We start from the raw sequence: 20,488 nt of genomic DNA on the forward strand, positions 1-20,488 counted from the left end.
GTCAGTGCGCCCTCCGAGGCGAGATAAACTGGTCGATGAAGGCGGGATTGACCGCCATGATGCGGCTGTAGACTTCAATACCGAAGTCGACCCAGTCACGCATCAGGTCGCAGTAGTGGTAGGTCGGATGGGTCGGATCGCCGTAACGGGCGTAGCTCTCGTGATAACAGCCACCAGAACAGAGGTTACGGATACGGCAGCTGGCACAACCGGTGTCGGTACGATCCAGACGTTTGGACAGGAAGTCACCCAGCTCAACCTGCTGCACACCGCTCTTCACATTGCCAAAGGTCGGCATATCCGAGCCGGTGAATCGGTGACACAGGTTCAATTCGCCCTCATGATCCACCGCCAGCATTTTCAGGCCGGCACCACAGGGCAATGCCTTCTTGTGGCCTTCATGCAGGTCGGTAATCAGCTGATGCATATTGGAGAAGCCGATATTACGGTGCTCCAGAGCCGCATCGAGGTAGCGCTGACCCAGACGTTTCATGCCGGCGAAGACTTCAACCAGCTCCTCGGATGTGAGGTTGTAGCTGCTGATATCACCCGAGGTGACCGGTGCAAAGCCCACTTCCGAGAAGCCCATATCATTGAACAGGTGGTCCCAGATCCGCTCCACTTCGGTGGTGCCATGAGTGAGCGTGACACGGGCCCCTACCGGGCGAGAGTCATAGCGTTCCAGCAGGCGTCGCGCCTTGCGACGCACCACGTCATAGGTGCCCTGGCCGCCCACGGTGATACGGTTCTTGTCATGGATCGCCTTGGGGCCATCCATGCTGACCGACAGGCCAAAGCGGTGCTTGTTGAGCCAGTCGATAATCTCGTCCGTCAGCAGGGTGGCATTGGTCGTCATCACATACTCGACCTGCTTGCCCAGACTGGCAAAACGCTTGTCACAGTAGTCCACCATGGCTTCTATCAACGGGCGGTTACTGAGTGGTTCGCCACCGAAGAACACCACCGTGTAGCGGTCTTCATCGGGCGATTCACGCAGTAACATTTCCACCGAATCCACGGCTGTCTGCAGCTCCATCTTGCGCCCGGCCGAAGGAATATCCAGGTCTTCCTTGTAGCAGTATGTACAGCTGAGGTTGCAGCCGGTATTAACGTTCAGCACCACCGTGGTCAGCGGGAACTGATCCACCTGTCGCGTACCGATATCATCGGTCAGCGGTCGGCCGTCATTGACCAGCTCCAGTGCCAGCAGCTCACGAACCGTTTCCGTGATCTCCTGTTCCGAGAAACGGTTGCTCAAGCCGGTTATCAGTGATTCGGCCGTTTCTGCGCCACTGCGCAGGCGGTCCAGTACACCTGAGGTCAGGTTATCCAGCGCAAACAACGAGCTGGATGGAATATGGAACAGCATTCGGGTGTCCCCGACTTGCACCTCGTGCAGGTTATGTTCCACCAGATTGAGTACAGCACCCATATCCGGTCTCCCCTTTCAGAATTCATGTCGAGTACCCTCGGGGTACCCCCTGAGTTTTCAGTACCCGTTCATCACGGAATCGGGGGATTGTTCCAGCGCTGTACCGTCACGATCATCTGACCTTCGGCATTATGGGTCTCGCCGCCATCCTGGACCTGCGCCTGTACCTTCAGGTTACCGGCGTTGTTGGTCATCATGCGGCGCTCGGGATTAGGGCCTGCGGCCGCCGGCGTAAAGACACCCGTGCTGCTGTTCATACGACCGGTGAAGTGCACATCCCGATCGGCTTCAGCCACCGCATCAAAGGGTGCGACCGACCAGGTCGCGGGCATCATGCCAATGCGGTAGTCATCGGCGGTACCGGCCTTGCCATCGGCACCAACAGCCCAGGCCTCAGCTTCAAAACGCGCTTCAACACGGGGAGTTGAGCTGCCATTGCCGCCGACTCGCGCAACCGCAAACTCGGGCACCACTTTCACGTTGGCAACGCGATCATAAACGGCGAAACGACCACCTTCAGCAGTCCCTACGCTGGCAGTGACCACACCGCTGGCATCTTCGGCGGCACGGGCTCGCACGCGGATGAGGTCAGGGCTTTCGCTGATCACTTCAATCACATCCACACCGGCACCCAGTACCGGCATGCCACTGAGCCCAGTACCGACAATGCTGATCTCGGCTTCGGTTCCGGCTTTAATATATGCCGGCTGCAGCGCCAGAATGCGGCTTGCACCCTTGGCATCTCGAGCGGCGACCACATCGGCACCCACTTCGTCCTTATCGCGCAGGAACATGCGGCCACTGAGCTGACCATCCTTGAGCGCGAACACCTGACGCATTACCTGGCCATCGATCTCGATATTGGCGCGCCACTCGTAGCCGGTATAAACGACCGCTTGCCCCTCACCCTTGAGTGCACTGCCATCGTCGTATTCACCGGTTAATGTCAGACGGTACTGGTCATCACCCTGAGCAGGCGTTACCTGCATGCGCGCATGGAAAGCGCCCTTCCCGGGCATATGTCCAGCCAGTGTCCAGTCGCCATCGACCGGCGCTTCTGCCTGCTGCTGCCATTCATTCCAGGCCTTTGAATCCATCGGCAGCATCTCGGCCAGCTCGGGCACCATTTCATTCAGTGCCAGATCCAGCCAGTCGCGGTCACGGGCCAGTGCCTGGAATTCAGTGGTGGGCCATTGGCCAAGGTGGAAATGAACCAGGTGTTCCCATTCGGACGCCGGGCGGCGCTGCAACATTACGCGCGCACCGGAGTGACAACGTGCACACATTTCAGTGAAGGCCTGGGAATCAAAGGCTTCGGAGGTATTCAGCCGACGCTCAAGTGCATAACGTACGCCTTCGGTTTCCGACGGTGCCAGACCCTGGCGGTCCGACAGATATTTCACCAGCGTGCGCCGATCTTCATCGCTGATCTGCAGGCCATGCATCACCTGCATACGCGCGATGGTCATCAGCCAGCCTTCCGGTGACTTGCGTTGATGGCTGATACGGCTCCACTGGTTATCACCTTCCTGTGTATGGCATGCCAGGCAGTTGTTCTGAATGATCTGCTCGGCTTCAGGTGCGGCCTGGGCCGTCTGGGTTGCCAGTGCGACGGCCAGTGCCAGTAAGCCGCCTCCCAGAGGTTTTAGAGTTTTTGTTGTGTTCAAGGTCCGACCTCCTTCAGTGGTCATGGACGGGTATCTCAGAGGAGATGCCCGTTGAGATCCGGGTCATGTTGAGTCACATGAGAAGGAAGCACAGCCTGTGCCAGATTAACCTTATGTTTATAAAACAGTCACTTGGCGTTCATATTACGACTTTAGACCCCTATTTCACCGAGGCTGGAACCGTCTTATATCGAGACAACTGTATCAGCCTGAGACACCGCATTGAGACAACACGGCTACCGGAGCCTGCAGGCCGTTTTAATGAGCGTCTCAGGTTGCAGCATTGCACTGCTCCGGCGTCTCAATCTGCGACGCAGGCGTGTTTTGCATCTAGTCGAAAAAAACAAAAATACTTTATATTTATCAATGACTTAAAGATAAAAACCCAAACTGGCACAGGCATTGCCATCCCTGAACAGGAGCTATCACTATAACGACAAGAGGCAAGCCATGAGCGAATTTACCCTGCACCCCGATACTCAAGCCTTTATCAGCCGCACCCACCCGCTTCTGATTGGCGACCAGCGCCCTGAAGGTCGTGACGGTGGCACCATTGATGTGATCAACCCGGCCACCGGTGAGAAGTTCACCCAGGTTGCCCGCGCTACTGCTGAAGACGTTAACCAGGCCGTTGCCTGCGCACGTCAGACATTTGAAGATTCCGGCTGGAGCCGGATGACACCGGTTGAGCGGGAGCGCCTGCTGTGGCGCTTTGCTGACCTGATTGAAGCCAATGCCCAGTCACTGGCCGAGCTGGAATGCATGGACAACGGCAAGAGCGTTGCTGTCGCCGGCGCCGTGGATATACAGCTGGCGGTAAATTTCCTGCGCTATATGGCCGGCTGGGCTACCAAGATCGAAGGCAGCAGCGTACAGCCTTCAGTACCATTCATGCCGGGCGCCCAATTCCACGGTTACACCACCCGTGAACCCGTGGGTGTGGTCGGCGCTATCGTAGCCTGGAACTTCCCGCTGCTGCTGGCGTGCTGGAAACTGGGCCCGGCACTTGCCACCGGTTGTACCGTCGTACTCAAGCCCGCCGAAGATACACCGCTGACCGCCCTGCGCCTGGGCGAGCTGGCACTTGAAGCCGGTTACCCGCCCGGCGTACTCAATGTCGTGCCGGGGCTCGGTCAGGATGCCGGTGCCGCCCTGTCATCCCACCCGGACGTGGACAAGCTGACCTTCACCGGCTCGACCGGCGTCGGCAAGATGATCGGCAAGGCTGCCATGGATCATATGACCCGTGTGACTCTGGAACTGGGCGGCAAGTCACCGACCATCGTGCTGGATGATGCCGACCCGCAGGACGCCGCAGCCGGGGCTGCCAATGCCATCTTCTTCAATCAGGGTCAGGTATGCTGCGCCGGCTCACGCCTGTATGTTCAACGCAAGCTGTTCGACAACCTGGTCGCCGATATCACCGATATTGCTGGCAAGATTCAGCTGGGCAACGGCCTCGACCCCACGACAGAAATGGGACCACTGGTATCCGCCGTACAGCAGCAGCGGGTACAGGGTTTCATCGACAAGGGGGTATCTGAAGGCGCACGCCTGACTACAGGCGGGGACAGCCAGGGTCCGGGGTTCTTTGTGCAGCCAACCGTGGTGGTGGACGTAGACCAGCGCTCATCACTGGTACAGGAAGAGATATTCGGCCCGGTACTGGTCGCCATGCCGTTTGATGACATCGACGAGGCTATCCGGATTGCCAACGACAGCCAGTACGGCCTGGGCGCCAGCATCTGGTCCAACAACCTGTCTGCAGTGCACCGCATGGTGCCGCGCATCAAATCCGGCAGTGTCTGGGTGAACTGCCATACGGCACTGGACCCGAGCCTGCCCTTCGGTGGCTTCAAGCAGTCAGGCCTTGGCCGCGAGATGGGCGCTGCCTGTATCGAGCACTACACCGAGGTGAAATCGGTATTGATGAAAGTGTAACAGACGTGATCGACAGAGCTCAGGCCCTGTCGATCAGCCTCAGCCACGGCGGTAACTGCGAATCCTGAACTGCGGCTGGAACCCCAGCTTGTGGTACAGGGGCTCGCCGGCCACCGAGGCTTGCAGGCAAACATACTCGGCGCCAGCCGACCGAGCCCTTTCCAGCAACATCAGCATCAGTTCACGGGCAATGCCCTGCCCCTGCAACTCAGGCGGAACCCCCACCTGATGTATCCCTGTGACCGGTCCTGTGCGATAGAGAATCGCCGTAGCGATTGGCTCTCCATTCAAGCTGGCCCAGAGGACATCCACATCCGGCTGCTGGCGTAGTTGATCGATCACCTCAGCATCCAGCGTGTAGCCAAAGGCTCGCCCGCACAGACTGGACCATTGCTCGGCCTGCTCGTGACTCTCAATCAGGCGGACGTCCAGGCGCGGATGATCCGGAGACGGCGTATCAGTGTCCAGCGGCAACACCATCGCCAGCTGCTCAAGACCGACTTCCAGCCCTTGCCGGCGCAGGGCCTGTTCCAGTGCAACGCTCGCTTCACCTGCGCGCCAAACGGGAAACAGATAGTTGGCCGGTATGTGCTCAATAATCTCTGACCATTCAGCTGCCTGCTGATCAGGATGTTGCCAACACCGGCGGGGCCAGCTGATGGACTGTTGCAGCTCTTCTGTAACCTGAGTGGCACCCATCAATTGCCAGAGACCGGTTAAATTCTCAAGATTGGCATGTTCAAGCAGCTTGTCCATCAGGCTTTCTCCCAGTAAATCAGGCTGACACCGGCCACCAGCACCGCCAGGCCTATCAGGCGTGTCACATTCATCGGTTTCACCGGCTGGTCGAACCAGCCGTAATGACTGGCAATCACGGCCAGCACGATTTGCCCGGTCAGAGCGAAGGACATCATCGGGCCAACGCCCATTCGCGGGATCAAAAAATAGAACATCCCCACCCCAAAGGCACTGATGATACCGCCACCCCACAGGTACAGAGGCACAGACTGCAGTCGATCCACACTGGGCACACCTGCGCGCTGAACGGCAACGACCAGCAGTGACACCAGGCAGGCTACAGCAAAGGCGATACCTGTACCCAGCATGGTACTGCCCAACTCCACCCCCAGACGGGCATTCATGCCCGCTTGAATGGCAATGGCACCGCCGGCAGACAGCGCCAGCCAGGGAAGCAGGCTGCTCATGCCAGCACCCGGGTCATCACCTGCGCCGGCAGGCGCACCTTTGGCAGACCTGCAACGGCATCATCCGCATGACGTTCGCCCAGGGCACAGATGGCAACACTTCTCAGTCCCTGCTCGGCAAGCCCCAGCACCTGGTCATAACCTGCGGCATCAAAACCGGTCATGGGGCAGCTATCAATGCCCAACAGCGCCGCACTGGTCAAGCTGTTGCCCAGCGCCAGATAGACCTGCTGATCAGCCCAATGTGCCTTTTCCTGCTCAGTCATGTCCCGGAAATAGCCGTTCAGATGCGCCTGAAACCCCTGATACTCCTCGGCAGTGCCTCCCCGTTGATGAACCATCAGCTGGATATGCTCAGCCACAAAGGTCTCATCAATTTGTGTCACGGCGGCAAACACCAACAGGTGCGAGGCGTTCGCAACCTTATCCTGCCCCATGGAATGGGCCAGCAGATCTCGACGCAGTTCAGGGTTACTGATCAGCAACAGACGATAGGGCTGAAGACCAAAAGCGCCCGGGCTCAGGCGTGTAGCTTCCAGCAGGGATTCCAGCTGTTGCGAGTTCAGTGTGGTATTGGAGAATTGCTTGACGGCATAGCGCCAGTTCAGTGCATTCAAGATGGACATAATCGACTCCAGTGTTGGGCTTCACATTGCGGGATATCCGCTGACTGGAGACAGATTACGTGTGGCGGCCCCGAGGCTCATTTACATAGGTTGATGGCTCAGGATTTTTTTCGAATTCGGCTTAGCTGAGTGGGCGTCACGCCAAGATGTGAAGCTATATGGTATTGCGGCAGACGTGCCAGCAGCTCAGGATACTCCTGCCGGAATGCCTGGTAACGCTCCGCTGCGTCCTGCTGAACAAGGCGAACCTCGCGGGTATCCTTGTCCAGCAACCAGTGGGTCTCCAGGTAGTGAATCTGAAACAGTTTGAGATCCTCACTGCGATACAGCAGATCACGAAAAGCCTTAAAGTCGATTTCGATGATGACCGAATCTTCCAGCGCCTGGATCGAATGCAGTGAGGGTTCCTGGCGCAACAGGGCGGTCATTGAGCCGGGAAACCGCCCCTCCTGAAAGAAGTTCTTATTGAATTCATTGCCCTTCTCATCCAGCACAAAGACACGAAACAGCCCCTGACAGACAAACGCAAAGGAACGCGGCACCTCACCAACTCGGCAGATCAGATCCTGCCTGGCAACCTGACGATACTGACAAATTGCCCTGAGCGCCTGCCAGGTAGTATCGGACAATGGATAGTAGCCTGACATCGCCTGGCGTAACTGGATAAATGCCTGTTCCTGATTCATCTCGACCTCATCTGCTGACGCCTAATTATACCCTTAAACATTGTGCCGGCTGAGCCTCTGAGGAGACTTTTCAAACAGGCCCGAATGAATTGCAGGCCAAACCGCACCTCGGGTAATCACCAGCAACAGAAGCAGCCCTCCCGGTATCAGAACCATGGCCAATAGTGGCCGGAGGATGTAGCAGAACACAATCAAGGTCGGCCCCAGAATCAGATAGGCACCCAGGCGGTTTAAAGCAGCTTTCATGGTTACACGTCCTTTAAAAAATGAGCATGCTCATAAAATAAATTGAGCACGCTCATTTATCAAGCATAAACGCATTACTTTTATGCCCGAGGCTGTTAGCATCCATGGCCACAGGGAGAAAAGAGTATGAGCACAAAACGCGAGCAGACCCGCACACGCATCCTGCAGGCAGCCTGGCAGTTGTTTCAGGAACAGGGCTACCAGAACAGTAGCACTCGCGCCATTGCGCGTGCGGCAGGCGTGGCCGATGGCACTGTTTTCAGCCACTTCAAGACCAAGCTGGATATGCTGAAAGCCGGCATTCTGGTGCAGGTAGACACTGTTGTAGCAGAAGCCGATCGCCTGCTTCGCGCCAATACTCCTGAACAGAGGCTGCTGCACTATGCCAGCCACCTGTATCCATTCTATGCAGAATGCGCCGAATTCAGTCGTGAGCTTTTCAAGGAACTGCTGTGGGATCAGCAGGAGTTACGCCCCCAGATTCAGGCATTTATAGACAAGCTGTTTGCAGACAAGCCATCTGAGGACGACAGGCTGTATGGGCAGATATTGATGGACCTGTATTTTATGACCCTGCTTGAGGGTCTTGGGGAGAGAACCTGTGACTCAGACCGGATGCTGGCACAGCTTGGGGCCAAGCTGGACCATATGAGCCGTGCTCAGCCGGCAACCTGAACAGTGTTACGCCCGGCTGATTTGGCCGCGTACAGGGCGTTGTCAGCCAAACCTATGAGCTTGTCAGGGTGCAGGCTGCCACTGGGTGAGAGGGAAGCAACGCCAAGACTCAAGGTGACTACGCCGGCCTCGGCGCCGGTATGCTCAATCGCCAGCGCACGCACGGCTTCCAGTACTTTCCAGGCCAGTTTTTCGGTGTGCTCGGTATCCAGCCCCGGCAACAGCATGATGAACTCTTCACCACCGTAACGGGCGGCCAGGTCGCTGCTGCGCTGCAGGCATGAGGACATGGCCTGGGCGACGCGATGCAGACATTCGTCCCCCTGCTGGTGACCATAGGTATCGTTATAGGCCTTGAAGCGATCCACATCGCCCATGATGACTCCAAGTGAATACCCTTCGCGGCGGGCACGGTTCCATTCTTGCTCCATCGCCTGCTCAAAGTGGCGTCGATTGGCGATCCCCGTCAGTTCATCCGTGACACTGATCTTGGCCAGTTCATCATTCATCGTCTGCAGATCCACATTCGCCTTGGCCAGGCGCTGCTCAGCCTGCTGCCGCGCCTGCACAAAAAAGGCAAAAGTCGTGCCCATAGTGGCGATTTCATCCTGCCCCTCGATAGGAATAGACACGCGATGCCCTTCCAGATGTGACTGCATGGCACTGCTGAGCTTGTCGATTCGTGCTACCACCGTGCGGCGAATATAGATCACCGCCAGCGCGGTTACGCCAAACAACACAAGTGCCGCCACCAGAAGACCAAAAAGGGACTGGCGAATCAGCGTCTGGTGTTTGTTAATCGCTTCCTGAGCGGCCAGCTTCAATTCAACATGGTAGTTGAACGAAGCGCCTGTCAGCTTCTGCGCCAGCACACGGGTCTTGCGTGCCTGTGCCAGCGTTGCCCGTTCGCTGTTCAACTCCTCGTCATGTGCCTGCAGCATTTGCTGCAGCAGAGGCACCAGCTTCTCACGCTGGGCATTCAGAGTGCTGCCCCGAAGGTCCAAAGCGCCAAGTTCCGACAATGCCTTCATGGCCCGCTCCTGCAGCTGAGCCACCTGACCCGGGCGCTCTGCCCCAAGCGCAGCACCAGTGTAGCCGACCGCCTGGGTAGCCGCCGAGTAAAAGGCTTTTTCAGATGTTGGCAACCCCAGCCACTGGCTGCTGACAGGCCACTCACGTAACAGCAGGAAGAGCTGGTCCATACGTTTCAGATGGTCCAGCTGCAGCGCTTTTTCCTGGTTAAGACGGCTGTCCAGGGTATCCAGGCTCTGGAAGAAGGGGTTCTGCCAGCGGTCAAGTTCCTGCTCCATATGGCTGTTCACCATACCGCCATGATCCAGCTTCTCGCGGCTCGCCTTGTACAGCTGTCGCAGATTCTCGGTGCGCTGACTGCCAATACTGAGAGAGCGCTCACCACTGACCATCACTTCAAACACTTCTGCCGCAATGACTTCAGCATTTCGGGTCAGTTCGGCAGCCTTGAGCGCCTGCTCAAAATGCTCCCCCGCCAGGTGGCGAAACTCCTGATACTGCTGATACATGACGTAGCCGATGATGGACGCCGACAACAGGTAAAGGCCGAACACCAATGAGATGATCAGCGTGAGGCGTGTTCCGATACTGCGCGTGGCAAGAGGCATTATTGACCTTAAGGGTTACTGGAACAGGGGCGCATAGAGGATTCCACCTCTTGACCAGGGCTTATTCAGCCCTTGTTCTATCCCCACCGCCGTGTCGGGACCAAAATGACGTTGATAGATTTCAGAGTAGTTGCCCACACTGCGAATCATGTTAATGGCCCAGTCCTGCGGCAGCCCAAGGCGCTCCGCCAGATCACCGGAGACACCCAGCAGCTTCTGTACTTCGCCATTGGGATTGCTTTCGGCCATGGCCAGTACATTATCCCGGGTGATGCCCTTTTCATCGGCCAGAATCAAACCATTCACCACCGCGCTGATGGCACGCGCCCAGGCTTCATCTCCCTCGGCCACCATCGGACCGATCGGCTCACGGGTGAAGGCCAACGGCAGGACGCGATACTCGTCCGGATTCTCGGCACGGTTAGCACGGTTAACCGCCAGATTCATCCGGTCCGCCGTATAGGCATCGCAGTTGCCACGAAAGAAGCTGTCCCCATTGGAGAAATGTATCTGAGCATCGACACCACGGGCTTTCAGCAGATCCACCAGGTTTTGATGCGTGCTTGTATTCTCAGTAACACAGATCGATTTGCCGCTCATGTCATGCACGGAGTCTATGCCAGAGCTTGTCCGCACCAGAAAGCCCTGGCCGTCGAACAGATAGATCGCCGGAAAGCGCACGCCATAATTCAATTCTCGACCGAGGGTGCGCGTGGTGCTGTACATCACCACATCGGCTTCCGCTTTCTGCAGCGAGGTGAAGCGCGTGGTCGCATCCACCTCAAGATATTGGACTCGGTCCGGATCGCCAAAAAGGGCTGCCGCCGTGGCACGGCAGAAGTCGACATAGAAGCCTTCCCAGTTGCCCTCGACATTAAGCGCACTGCGGCCAGGGTCATCCGGGAACACTCCGCAGCGAATGTCACCATGCAGCTTCACAGTGTCCAGCACAGATGCATGCGCAGCTGTGCTCATCATAGAGCCAGCCAGGCCCAGAGCCATGAAAACAGAACGCATAACTAATCGCATAACAAAGACTCCGGAAACGACGACTTAACGGCGCAAGCTATCGGCATCGGACAACAGCAGCCCTGCACCAAAGGCCAGCATGACACCCCCCAACACACGATCAACCCAATGCCCCACGGCATTGAACCGTGCCCGTACGGCAGGCCGCGACAACACCAGCGTGACCAGCGCAAACCAGCCGAATTGTAGCAGCATCATCCACCCCCCAAGGAGCAGTATCTGCCACAGAGGTGTCAAGGGTGTGATCAGTAGCGTAAAAACGGAGAGAAAGTAGAGCGGCGCCTTGGGATTCAAGGCATTGCAGATAAAACCATGCGTCATCAACCCGAGAGGGCTTGCACTGGGCACATTCGAGGGCGCCGCATCCGGCCCGGAGGCACGACTACGCAAACCGGATATGCCCAGCCAGATCAGATAGGCTGCCGCCAGGTACTTGAGCAAACTGAGGGCAAATGCGGATTCGCTCACCAGTGCTGCCATACCCAAGGATGAATAGGTAATGTGAACTGAAAGGCCTAGCGCTATACCCAGGCTGCACAGCAGTCCGGCGCGCTTGCCTCTTACCAGAGACTGCTGGCTTACCATGACAAAATCAGGCCCGGGAGAGGCGGCAGCCAGCAGATGAATGAGCGTTACGGTAAGAAACGCATCAATGAAATCCATACACAGTATCCAATCCAGGTGCCCTCAGGCACCATGTTTCTTAATGGATACAAAATAAAGCAAGGCCAGCCCTAAAAGCAATCATGTTCTGCCCTGAGCATGGCCTTATAGTCGGAGACATGGCCGGGGAAACACAAGGTATGCGCTATTGGCCTTCAGTTCCAGTCTGTTTCGACGCACTTGCCATCACTACAGGCGACTTGGATACAGTTGCGACTGCCCTCTTTTGCTCGGTACAGCGCCCGGTCCGCCTGCTCCAGAAAGTGCTCCAGGCTGTCGGTGTGGGCCGGCAGAGAGGTCGCAACCCCGCAGCTAAGGGTGATGCGGTGTGCCACCGGCGAGCTGGGGTGATGGATATCAGCGCTTTTCAGCTTATCAAAGCATCGTTGTGCTACCGTTTTGGCAGCGGAAGCATCCGTTTGTGGTAACACCAGCACGAACTCTTCGCCCCCGAACCGGGCGGCAAAATCACGTGCCCGCGTTGCACTCTGAGTCAGCAGCTGCGCCACTTCGCGCAGGCATTCATCGCCCTTGAAGTGGCCGAAGCTATCGTTGTACTGCTTGAAATAGTCGATATCGAACATGATGATCGATAGCGGCTGCTGCTGTCGCCGCGCCTCCATCCATTCACGTTCAAGCACCTGATCGAGCATGCGACGGTTGGCCACCCCGGTCAGGCTATCCAGATAGGAAAGTTCTTCGAGCTCCTGACGCAAGCGGTCACGCTCGATCTCAACCTTTTTACGCTCGCTGATATCAAACATGAAACCAACCAGGGCTTCCATATTGCCCTGCTGGTCGCGCAGCACATGTACAACATCACGAATCCAGACGTATTCGCCCTGTTGCGTCAAAGCACGGTAGTCAGCCTCATGATCTGCACCCTTGCGAGACTGTTCCAGACAGAACTCGACCACCCGTTTTCGATCTTCCGGGTGCATGCGCTCAGCCCAATCTTCAACGCTGTTCCAGCTGGCTCTGGGCCAGCCCAGCAGGTGCTCGATTTGCGGGCCAATATAGGTGAAGGTCAGCGAATTCCAATCGATCTTCCATGGTATTGCCTTGGTCGACTCCAGCAGGGTTTTATAGAAATCGGGATCATCCTCGATGCCCTTCCCCTGCCCGGCTTCCTTAATTGTCATTTTATTCCTCTACTGCAAGGCGTTGTGACTGCCTGCTGGCGGGAAACTCCATAACCCGTCAATCCGCAGGGACTTATGTCACCAAAAAGAAACACATGACTTAAAGTAGCTTCAAAACCACCCAAGGTCTACTGAATATTGACTGAATATTCAGAGCCATTTCTACTTTTTTCACCGGAACAGGTTACCCGCTGGATGAATATCCGGAGCCGTGCAAGGATACTCTCCCACGGCCGAGGTGCTTGGCCTGGTAGCAGGCTGTGTCGGCTTGGCATAGCAGATCTTTCAAGCCGGCTGCCTGCCCGGAAACCGGGACTACACCGATACTGGCCCCCACCCTGAACTCGCGGTTGCCCCACCGGAATTGAAACGCGTGAACGGCTTCACAAATACCTTCAGCCACCTTGCAGCCCGCGTTTAATGCGCAGTCCCTTAACAGAATGGCAAACTCGTCACCTCCCAGCCGTGCAAGCTCATCCGCCTCACGGATGCGCCCTCTCATAACTCCTGCAATGGCTTTCAGCAACTCATCCCCGGCGGCATGACCACAGGTATCATTTACTACCTTGAAGTGGTCCAGGTCGATAAACATGAGCACATGTTCGGCACCCGGGCCTTGCTGTGCTTCATCAAGGCTTATGGCCAGACGTCGCTCAAACTCCCGACGGTTGATAATGCCGGTCAGGGGATCATGCTTGGCTTCAAACTCCGCCTGCTGTTTCTCCATTTTCAACAGACTGGCTTCATGCTGGCGGTTTTTCAGCTCATCCTGCATGTCGATATGGTGGCGTTCAATCGCACTGCGCATATCGCTGAACGTCTGAGAAAGTTCACCAATTTCCCCTGCAGCCTGATCCGGCAGGTGTGTACCAAAATGGCCATGCATCAGCTTGTGTGCAGCCTGAATCATTTGCGCCAGTGGCCTGCGTATAACCATCTCCACCTGAAACCAGACGGCCAGCAGCATCAGCGCCAATACAATCAATAAGGCGATCTGCAAGGATATTTGTTGGCTGCGCACCACACCCAATACGGGTGCCATATCCACCACAACCTGAAGCTCAGCGACAGCCGGGTCCAGAAACCCTACTTTCGCACTCAGCTGGATAATTTCATCCCTATCCGCCAATCCTTCAGGCTGTGTCAGTGGGTACAAACGCTGACCCTCGGCATTGACCAGTACGACTTGCAGCCAATCGGGTGAATCATGCTTGATAGCATTCAACAGGGTGTAAACGTTGGCCAGGTCGCTCTCCAACAACGGTGGCAAAATTGCTTCTGCGGCAAGTTCAAGACGATCCTGATGCGCCTTACGCGCAATTTGCAGAGTCTGATCACTCACCGGAGGCAAAACTACCCAGTGCACGTACAGGAGAAACCCGGCCGCCAACCCCAGCAGTAGATAGATAAACCTGGCTCTTAGTCCCATAACCGACCTCAGCCCTGCTTAATCCAGAATGTAATAATCATCCAGGCCACGGTCACGCAGCTCGGTATAATCATCCATCGTTGCCGATACAGACTGGAACATGGGTATCCTGGCCATCAACTGCTGTCCTTGAGCGGTCGACGCCAGCGCCAGCCAGGCATCGCGCATCTTCTCACGGTCACTCTCGGGGACACGTGGATGCGCTGACAGAGGATGCGGTTTAATGCCCTGGGTTTCATACAGGATGCGCAAATGTGCTTGCAGGTCTTCAGGCTGTTTCTTCAAAGTGCTCAACACACCGCCACCCGCTGCGGTCTGCCCCAGGGCCACATTCAGATACACTGAACTGTGTGTTTGCACATAGCGTGGAATAAATTTGAGATTGAACTGGCCATCCAGGTCGGCACGCATCAGCAGTGACGCGCCAAGTGCATTGGGAGAAGGAAAGGCGATCATGGACCCATCAAGGTCGCTCAATGCTTCATAGGGGCTATCCTTGGCAACGACCAGCACCCCTTTCAACATTCGCGAGTCATCCCGCACCAGTGGCACATAGCCCTGGCTGTCATTCGCCTTGAGCAGATGATAGGGGTTCATGTACGCGAAATCGTACTGGCCCGCCAGAAACTTCTTCTCAAATACCGGTATTTTCGGGCTGCCAATCAGCTTGAGTCGAAAGCCCGTTCGCTTCTCCAGCGCACTCAGTATCGGCTGCCAGGTTTCAAAGAGCTTTCGCTGTTCAAACTGGGGCACAACGCCAACGGTATATTCACGGGAGGAAGCGCTATCAGCGGCCCACAAAGGCATAGCCAACGCGACTAAACAAAGGGAGAGAAGGTACTTCATGGCGATCACTCGATCGTTCTGAGGCGACAGGGAGCTTACACCTCAACAAGCTGAACATATGACACACAATAATTGTCGCAGATGCGGCTTTGTCGTAGTAGTTCAGCTCGGTTTTGAATGCACCTGACTTGATCTGAGTCCGCGCCAGGCGCAAAACCAGTACTAAAGTATGAGGGGCAAGGGCTGCTCCAACACAAATACCTCCGGAGCCAACCTCACACGCCAGGCCAGGATTTCGACCCCACGCGCACGGGCTTCTCGCAGCAATTCGCCGTAGCGTGCATCGATCTCATCAGCAGGACGGGCTGCCAGTGCACCCGTATGCTGCACACAGAAAAACAGAACGGCTCGACGCCCTTCATCGACGACCTGCATGAGGGTTTGCAGATGCTTTTGCCCACGCTCGGTGACCGAGTCCGGAAAGGCAATAATGCCATCATCCTTATCCTCGGGCCCCGGCCCCAGCGTTACATTTTTCACTTCAATGAAGGTATGCGGATCAGCACGCTTCCCCAGTGCCAGATCAAAGCGACTGTCGCCATAGCGCACTTCGCGTTCAACACCTGAGTCGGGCTGAAGCTCAGGTATCCATCCTGCCCGTACCGCTTCTTCCACCAGCGCATTGGTGCGACTGGTATTCACCCCGGCCCAGTGCCCGTGGCCAACCTGCAGGGCTTCCAGCGTATGCCGGTATTTGCGCTTTGTGTTGCCGCTATCCGAGATCAGCGCTGCCTGCTCAACACCGGGTAGCACACAGTTGCGCATGGACCCGGTATTCGGGCAATGCACGGTCATTTCACTGCCATCAGCACGACGGACATCAGCAAGAAAGCGCTTGTAGCGACGCAACAAAACAACAGGTTCAAGCGAGGGTTCAAATTGCACGTTAACTCCGAGCCAGCATGAAAGTCAGCAGCATTGTGCATGGGTGAGCAAGGAGTTCAAATCGAGAGCGCCACTTTTCAGCGTCACCGCTTCACAACCAAATAATATAAGTATATTCTAATTTAGAATATACTAACCAACATGCACAGGACTCGACCATGAAAAAGCTCTTCCTAACGCTTGGACTCTGCTCAGCACTGATGACAACGGCGACACAGGCCGAAAACGTTGATCAGGCACTGGTTATTGTCAACAGCGGTTCACTGCAAACACAGGGAATGGCCATGGTACTGGCCAATGCCATGCAGGCCAAGGGTACCCAGGTTGATGTGTTGCTCTGCGACCAGGCCGGCGACCTGGCGCTTAAATCGACCCGGAGCTCTGAACTTAAACCACGCAATGTCACCCCTGAGCAGCTGATGGGTAAACTCCAGCAAGGGGGCGCCCAGGTCAGCGTATGTGCGCTCTATCTCCCCAATAGCCAGCACACACAAAACGACTTGCGCGCGGGGATCAATGTGGCCAAGCCACCGGCCATTGCCGACCAAATGCTGGATTCCAACCGCCGCATTTACAGCTTTTGAGACATAAACAGGTAGTCAATTATGAAGAAGTTCATCACAACGATTCTGGTATCAGCCTCGCTCGCACTGGGAGGTGCGGCATCACATGCGGACGAAATGGGCATCAGCAATAAGGATGCCTACGAGCTGGTTCAAGCAGAGAACCAAAACGTACTCTTTGTGGATGTACGTGACCCGGTCGAGATCATGTTCATCGGATTCACAGACAGTGTTGACCTGAACATCCCCTATCTGATGGTCGACAGAAACCAGTGGGACAGTGAAAAAAACCGCTTCCGCCTGTATCGAAACCCGGATTTCATTGCCCAAATTGAAGCGGCACTCAGTGCGCGGGGTATGGACAAGAGTGCAACCGTTATCACCATGTGCCGCTCGGGCAGCGAACGCGGACTGCCCAGCGCCCAGTTTTTGCAGGAGCATGGCTTTGATAACGCCCGTTACGTGATCAATGGCTTTCAGGGCAGCAGCGTGAAACAGGGAGAGAAAAAGGGACTTCGCATTAAAAACGGCTGGCAAAACTCGGGCCTCCCCTGGCAGGCCAAGCCAAATCCCGAGAAAATTTATCGACTGGCCCCTTGATACATCACGATTGTCAGGAGGCTAACGGGCCTCCTGCTTTAACAGCCAAAGTCAGAGCCCGTATAATGCGCCCTCGTTCACGTGACTGATGAGGTATGACTTGAAACTGGGTAAACGGTTACAACAGATAGCGGCACTTGCCGACGAATCCTATACCCATATCTGGGATTGCTGTTGTGACCATGGGTACCTGGGACAGGCACTGCTGCATCAGTTGCACCAGCCCCAAATTCATTTCGTCGATATCGTTCCGGAGCTGATCAACTCACTGGAGCTTCATCTGCAGCAAAAAGCACCACTTAGCGGCTGGCACACCGCCTGTATGGATACCGGGGAGCTACCGCTGGATCAAATGCCCGGCAAACACCTGGTCATCATTGCCGGTGTGGGTGGCGATCTGATCCAGGAATTGGTCACCCGGCTGCACCAGCAACGCCCCGATGCAGATGTGGACTATCTGCTATGCCCGGTCTACCACCAGTACGCCGTTCGCCAGCAGCTGATTGCTCTGGGCTTTCGCCTGAAGCAGGAAGTACTGGTCAAGGACAAGCGCCACTTCTACGAGATCCTGAAGGTGTGCCCCGGCTTACCTCAGAACCGACATTTGCCAGCCGTCAGCCCTACCGGCCAGCGCATCTGGAAAGCGGACACGGAAATGCAGACTCGTATCGCCCGAGAGTACCTGAGCCGAACACTGGCGCATTATCGCCGCACCAGCCGCGGTAACCACAAGCCGGTCGAGCATATTATCGCGGCCTACGCTGATGTCCGGATTGAAACCGCCGAGGGCTAATCTTTCTGGCGAACATGCGCTTGCAGCAATGGCTCTGCAATCGCCCAGGCCTTGAGAGCAGCGTTTTTATCCCCGGTTACATGCGCCTGCACAATGGCCCCCTCTTTCAGGATTGCCAGCGCATCAACCAGCTGATCCAGCACTCCAGACTCCACCCATGCCGACAGGTGCTGTCGCATAAGTGCCTGCACCGCCCGCTTGTGCGCTGAACATTGCTGATGCAATGGATGCTCTGCATCCCCGTATTCAGCACTGAGGTTAATGAAGTAGCAGCCATTAAATTGAGGCTGGCCAGCATCTTCACCGTTGAACCAGTCATGTAAAGCATCAAACATCGCTTTCAAAGCGTCTATTCCTGCCTGCCCAGTTGCCATTCGCTCACCGAGCCAGTTCAGAAAACGCTGATCACGATAACTGAGCGTCGCCGCCACCAATTCATCCTTGCTGGCAAAGTGGTTATACAGGGTTTTCTTGGCCACCCCTGACTCAGTCAAAATGCGATTGATCCCCACCGCATGCACACCCTCACGATAGAAAATGTCGAATGCGACCTGCACCAGATGTTCTCGCTTATCCATTCAGACTCCTCTGTCTTGATTGGCCCATGTTGACACCAGGAGACAGACCTGTCTACCATGGAGACAAATCTGTCTACTTAAGGAAATATTCATGAGCCCCCACCTTTCCCTCCCGATGCAATTGAAAACCGCATTACTGGCCGGACTGGGTGCAAGCCTCTGTATTTCAGGATTGGGGCTGCTGGGCCATTTGCAGCAAGCCCTCTGGTTGATGGCTCCCTTTGGCGCCACCATGGTGATTCTGTTTGCCCTGCCGGCCAGCCCCTTGGCACAGCCGCGCAATATCATTGTCGGGCATCTGCTGACGACGGCTTTAGGCCTGCTCATTGCCCAGCTGTGGGGCGTGCATGTCTGGTCAATGGGGCTGGCGGTTGGCCTGGCAGTCATGTTGATGATGCTCACTCACACCACTCATCCGCCTGCCGGTGCCAATCCGCTGCTGGTGATGTTGGCAGGTGAACACTGGAATTTTCTGGTGAATCCGGTGGCTGTGGGCGCCATCGCTATTGTCGCCTTTGGCTATGCCTACCACCGCTGGATATCCCGGCAGCCCTATCCTGCTCGCTGGTTTTAAAATGCCCAGGCAAAACAACTTGACAGCCCCCGGTCATTTCTGTTTATTCTATAACCACTTTTTAGCAAGTCAGTCAGGAGCGCTCAAATGAGCTGCATCACCACCAAAATCATGATGATTATTCACACTAACAGAGGTTTGGTGGGATAACCTGTACTTGCAAATACGCATTCAAAAAACCCGCCAAATGGCGGGTTTTTTTATGGCTGAAAATAGCTGACATCCATTGAGAGGATATGACCATGACCGCAGCAGCCGCACTACCCGAGCCCCTGACATTCACTGACCTTCTGCCCGAGGTTCAGGACATTGAGGCGGCCGCTGCACGTATGGAAGGCATTATTCGCCATACACCGCTGCAGAAAAGTGAATATCTGAGCCGTAAATACAAGGCTGAAATTCTGCTGAAACGCGAAGACCAGCAACCGGTTCGCTCGTTCAAGATTCGTGGTGCCTACAATCGCATTGCACAGCTGTCCGATCAGGAACGTGCCTGCGGCATCGTCTGTGCCAGTGCCGGCAACCATGCTCAGGGCGTAGCCTATTCCTGCCATGCTCTGGGAATCCGAGGCAGGGTATTCATGCCTGCCAACACGCCGGCCTTGAAAGTGAACAAGGTGCGGGAATTTGGCGGCGACCAGATTGATGTGGTGCTGACAGGCCACACCTTTGATGACGCCTGCGCTGCCGCGAAAGAGTTTGAACGCACGGAAGGGGCAACGTTCATCCATCCCTTCGATGATTTTGATGTCATTGCCGGTCAGGGCACCCTGGCACTGGAAACACTGGAGGACGCCCCCGGCGCCATCGATTACCTGTTCGCGCCGGTCGGCGGTGGCGGTCTGGCCAGCGGTGTGGGTACCGTGTTCCATCACCGCAGCCCCGATACCTACCTTGTGGGTGTAGAGCCCAAGGATGCCGCAGCGCTGAAGCACTCCTTTGCGGCCGGGTACAACCTGACGCTGGCCAGGATCGATCCGTTTATCGACGGTGCCGCCACCAAGCGAATTGGTGAGCTGGGTTATACCATTTGTCGCCAGGCGCTGCATGAAGTGGTCTCAGTAGACGACAAGGCAACCTGCAGCACACTGATCGATTTGTACCAGGAGGAAGCCATCGTGGCAGAGTTGGCCGGCTGCCTGAGCATTGCAGCTTTGGAACAGTACAAGGACGAGATTGCCGGCAAACGGGTGGTGTGCATCCTCAGTGGTGGCAACAACGATTTCACCCGTGCCGGTCAGATCATGCAAAAAGCCAATGCCTGATAC

22 protein-coding genes are annotated in these 20,488 nt (G+C 56.1%); 7 read left to right on the forward strand and 15 right to left on the reverse strand.

Annotation, left to right across the window (positions count from 1 at the left end; genetic code table 11):
* Position 1: 1 nt before the first annotated feature.
* Entirely contained in the window at positions 2–1,432 is a 1,431-nt protein-coding gene (gene peaB / locus BW956_RS07125; protein ID WP_076461945.1) for a quinohemoprotein amine dehydrogenase maturation protein, read from the reverse strand.
* A gap of 71 nt (positions 1,433–1,503) precedes the next feature.
* Positions 1,504–3,099 carry a quinohemoprotein amine dehydrogenase subunit alpha gene (peaA, locus tag BW956_RS07130; RefSeq protein WP_217695098.1) on the reverse strand — a complete coding sequence of 532 codons (1,596 nt, stop codon included), beginning with the start codon at positions 3,097–3,099 and terminating at the stop codon, positions 1,504–1,506.
* Positions 3,100–3,549: 450 nt separating this feature from the next.
* On the opposite strand from peaA, the gene BW956_RS07140 reads away from it, so the two are divergent.
* The gene (locus BW956_RS07140; protein WP_076461951.1) at positions 3,550–5,040 is read left to right on the forward strand and encodes an aldehyde dehydrogenase family protein; all 1,491 of its coding nucleotides are present in this window, start codon (positions 3,550–3,552) and stop codon (positions 5,038–5,040) included.
* A 39-nt stretch (positions 5,041–5,079) separates the two neighbouring features.
* Here BW956_RS07140 and BW956_RS07145 read toward each other — a convergent pair whose 3' ends face one another.
* The 5 genes from BW956_RS07145 to BW956_RS07165 form a co-directional block, all read right to left on the reverse strand.
* Complete coding sequence (locus BW956_RS07145; protein ID WP_076461953.1) at positions 5,080–5,796, reverse strand: GNAT family N-acetyltransferase; 717 nt, start codon at positions 5,794–5,796, stop codon at positions 5,080–5,082.
* Complete coding sequence (locus BW956_RS07150) at positions 5,796–6,245, reverse strand: DMT family transporter (protein WP_076461955.1); 450 nt, start codon at positions 6,243–6,245, stop codon at positions 5,796–5,798. The genes BW956_RS07145 and BW956_RS07150 overlap by 1 nt, the downstream gene beginning before the upstream one ends.
* Positions 6,242–6,871, reverse strand: a complete 630-nt coding sequence (locus tag BW956_RS07155) for an NAD(P)H-dependent oxidoreductase (protein WP_076461957.1) — start codon at positions 6,869–6,871, stop codon at positions 6,242–6,244. The genes BW956_RS07150 and BW956_RS07155 overlap by 4 nt, the downstream gene beginning before the upstream one ends.
* 98 nt (positions 6,872–6,969) lie before the next feature.
* Entirely contained in the window at positions 6,970–7,557 is a 588-nt protein-coding gene (locus BW956_RS07160) for a Crp/Fnr family transcriptional regulator (protein ID WP_076461959.1), read from the reverse strand.
* 33 nt (positions 7,558–7,590) lie between these two features.
* Positions 7,591–7,803: a hypothetical protein gene (locus tag BW956_RS07165; RefSeq protein ID WP_076461960.1), complete on the reverse strand. Its 213-nt coding sequence runs from the start codon at positions 7,801–7,803 to the stop codon at positions 7,591–7,593.
* A 126-nt stretch (positions 7,804–7,929) separates the two neighbouring features.
* On the opposite strand from BW956_RS07165, the gene BW956_RS07170 reads away from it, so the two are divergent.
* Positions 7,930–8,478, forward strand: a complete 549-nt coding sequence (locus tag BW956_RS07170) for a TetR/AcrR family transcriptional regulator (RefSeq protein WP_076461962.1) — start codon at positions 7,930–7,932, stop codon at positions 8,476–8,478.
* Here BW956_RS07170 and BW956_RS07175 read toward each other — a convergent pair.
* The 7 genes from BW956_RS07175 to sfsA form a co-directional block, all read right to left on the reverse strand.
* Positions 8,463–10,118, reverse strand: a complete 1,656-nt coding sequence (locus BW956_RS07175) for a GGDEF domain-containing protein (protein WP_076461963.1) — start codon at positions 10,116–10,118, stop codon at positions 8,463–8,465. The genes BW956_RS07170 and BW956_RS07175 overlap by 16 nt on opposite strands.
* A 15-nt stretch (positions 10,119–10,133) precedes the next feature.
* Positions 10,134–11,147, reverse strand: a complete 1,014-nt coding sequence (locus tag BW956_RS07180; RefSeq protein WP_076461965.1) for an amino acid ABC transporter substrate-binding protein — start codon at positions 11,145–11,147, stop codon at positions 10,134–10,136.
* 24 nt (positions 11,148–11,171) lie between these two features.
* The gene (locus BW956_RS07185) at positions 11,172–11,810 is read right to left on the reverse strand and encodes a LysE family translocator (protein ID WP_076461967.1); all 639 of its coding nucleotides are present in this window, start codon (positions 11,808–11,810) and stop codon (positions 11,172–11,174) included.
* 155 nt (positions 11,811–11,965) lie between these two features.
* A complete protein-coding gene (locus BW956_RS07190) occupies positions 11,966–12,952 on the reverse strand; it encodes a GGDEF domain-containing protein (protein WP_076461969.1) in 987 nt (328 codons plus the stop codon).
* Between the two features lie 184 nt (positions 12,953–13,136).
* Positions 13,137–14,381 (reverse strand): GGDEF domain-containing protein, encoded by a 1,245-nt coding sequence (locus BW956_RS07195; protein ID WP_076461971.1) that lies wholly within the window; start codon positions 14,379–14,381, stop codon positions 13,137–13,139.
* Between the two features lie 18 nt (positions 14,382–14,399).
* Positions 14,400–15,227, reverse strand: a complete 828-nt coding sequence (locus BW956_RS07200) for a phosphate/phosphite/phosphonate ABC transporter substrate-binding protein (RefSeq protein WP_076461973.1) — start codon at positions 15,225–15,227, stop codon at positions 14,400–14,402.
* Positions 15,228–15,389: 162 nt separating this feature from the next.
* The gene (sfsA, locus tag BW956_RS07205) at positions 15,390–16,112 is read right to left on the reverse strand and encodes a DNA/RNA nuclease SfsA (RefSeq protein WP_076461975.1); all 723 of its coding nucleotides are present in this window, start codon (positions 16,110–16,112) and stop codon (positions 15,390–15,392) included.
* A 158-nt stretch (positions 16,113–16,270) separates the two neighbouring features.
* Between sfsA and BW956_RS07210 the strand changes: the two genes are divergently transcribed.
* From BW956_RS07210 to BW956_RS07220, 3 genes are all read left to right on the forward strand, one after another.
* Positions 16,271–16,696, forward strand: coding sequence for a DsrE family protein (locus BW956_RS07210; RefSeq protein WP_076461977.1), 426 nt, complete (start codon positions 16,271–16,273; stop codon positions 16,694–16,696).
* Positions 16,697–16,717: 21 nt separating this feature from the next.
* A complete protein-coding gene (locus BW956_RS07215) occupies positions 16,718–17,275 on the forward strand; it encodes a rhodanese-like domain-containing protein (RefSeq protein WP_076461979.1) in 558 nt (185 codons plus the stop codon).
* Between the two features lie 100 nt (positions 17,276–17,375).
* Positions 17,376–18,068: a tRNA (adenine(22)-N(1))-methyltransferase gene (locus BW956_RS07220; protein ID WP_076461981.1), complete on the forward strand. Its 693-nt coding sequence runs from the start codon at positions 17,376–17,378 to the stop codon at positions 18,066–18,068.
* Here the strand turns inward: BW956_RS07220 and BW956_RS07225 are convergent.
* Positions 18,065–18,646: a TetR/AcrR family transcriptional regulator gene (locus BW956_RS07225; RefSeq protein WP_076461983.1), complete on the reverse strand. Its 582-nt coding sequence runs from the start codon at positions 18,644–18,646 to the stop codon at positions 18,065–18,067. The genes BW956_RS07220 and BW956_RS07225 overlap by 4 nt on opposite strands.
* A 91-nt stretch (positions 18,647–18,737) precedes the next feature.
* On the opposite strand from BW956_RS07225, the gene BW956_RS07230 reads away from it, so the two are divergent.
* Both BW956_RS07230 and ilvA read left to right on the forward strand, forming a co-directional pair.
* Complete coding sequence (locus BW956_RS07230) at positions 18,738–19,220, forward strand: HPP family protein (RefSeq protein ID WP_139327144.1); 483 nt, start codon at positions 18,738–18,740, stop codon at positions 19,218–19,220.
* Positions 19,221–19,462: 242 nt separating this feature from the next.
* Positions 19,463–20,485, forward strand: a complete 1,023-nt coding sequence (ilvA, locus tag BW956_RS07235) for a threonine ammonia-lyase IlvA (protein ID WP_076462123.1) — start codon at positions 19,463–19,465, stop codon at positions 20,483–20,485.
* The last annotated feature ends 3 nt before the right edge of the window (positions 20,486–20,488 follow it).

The organism is Marinobacterium stanieri (genome assembly GCF_900155945.1).
GTDB lineage: Bacteria > Pseudomonadota > Gammaproteobacteria > Pseudomonadales > Balneatricaceae > Marinobacterium > Marinobacterium stanieri.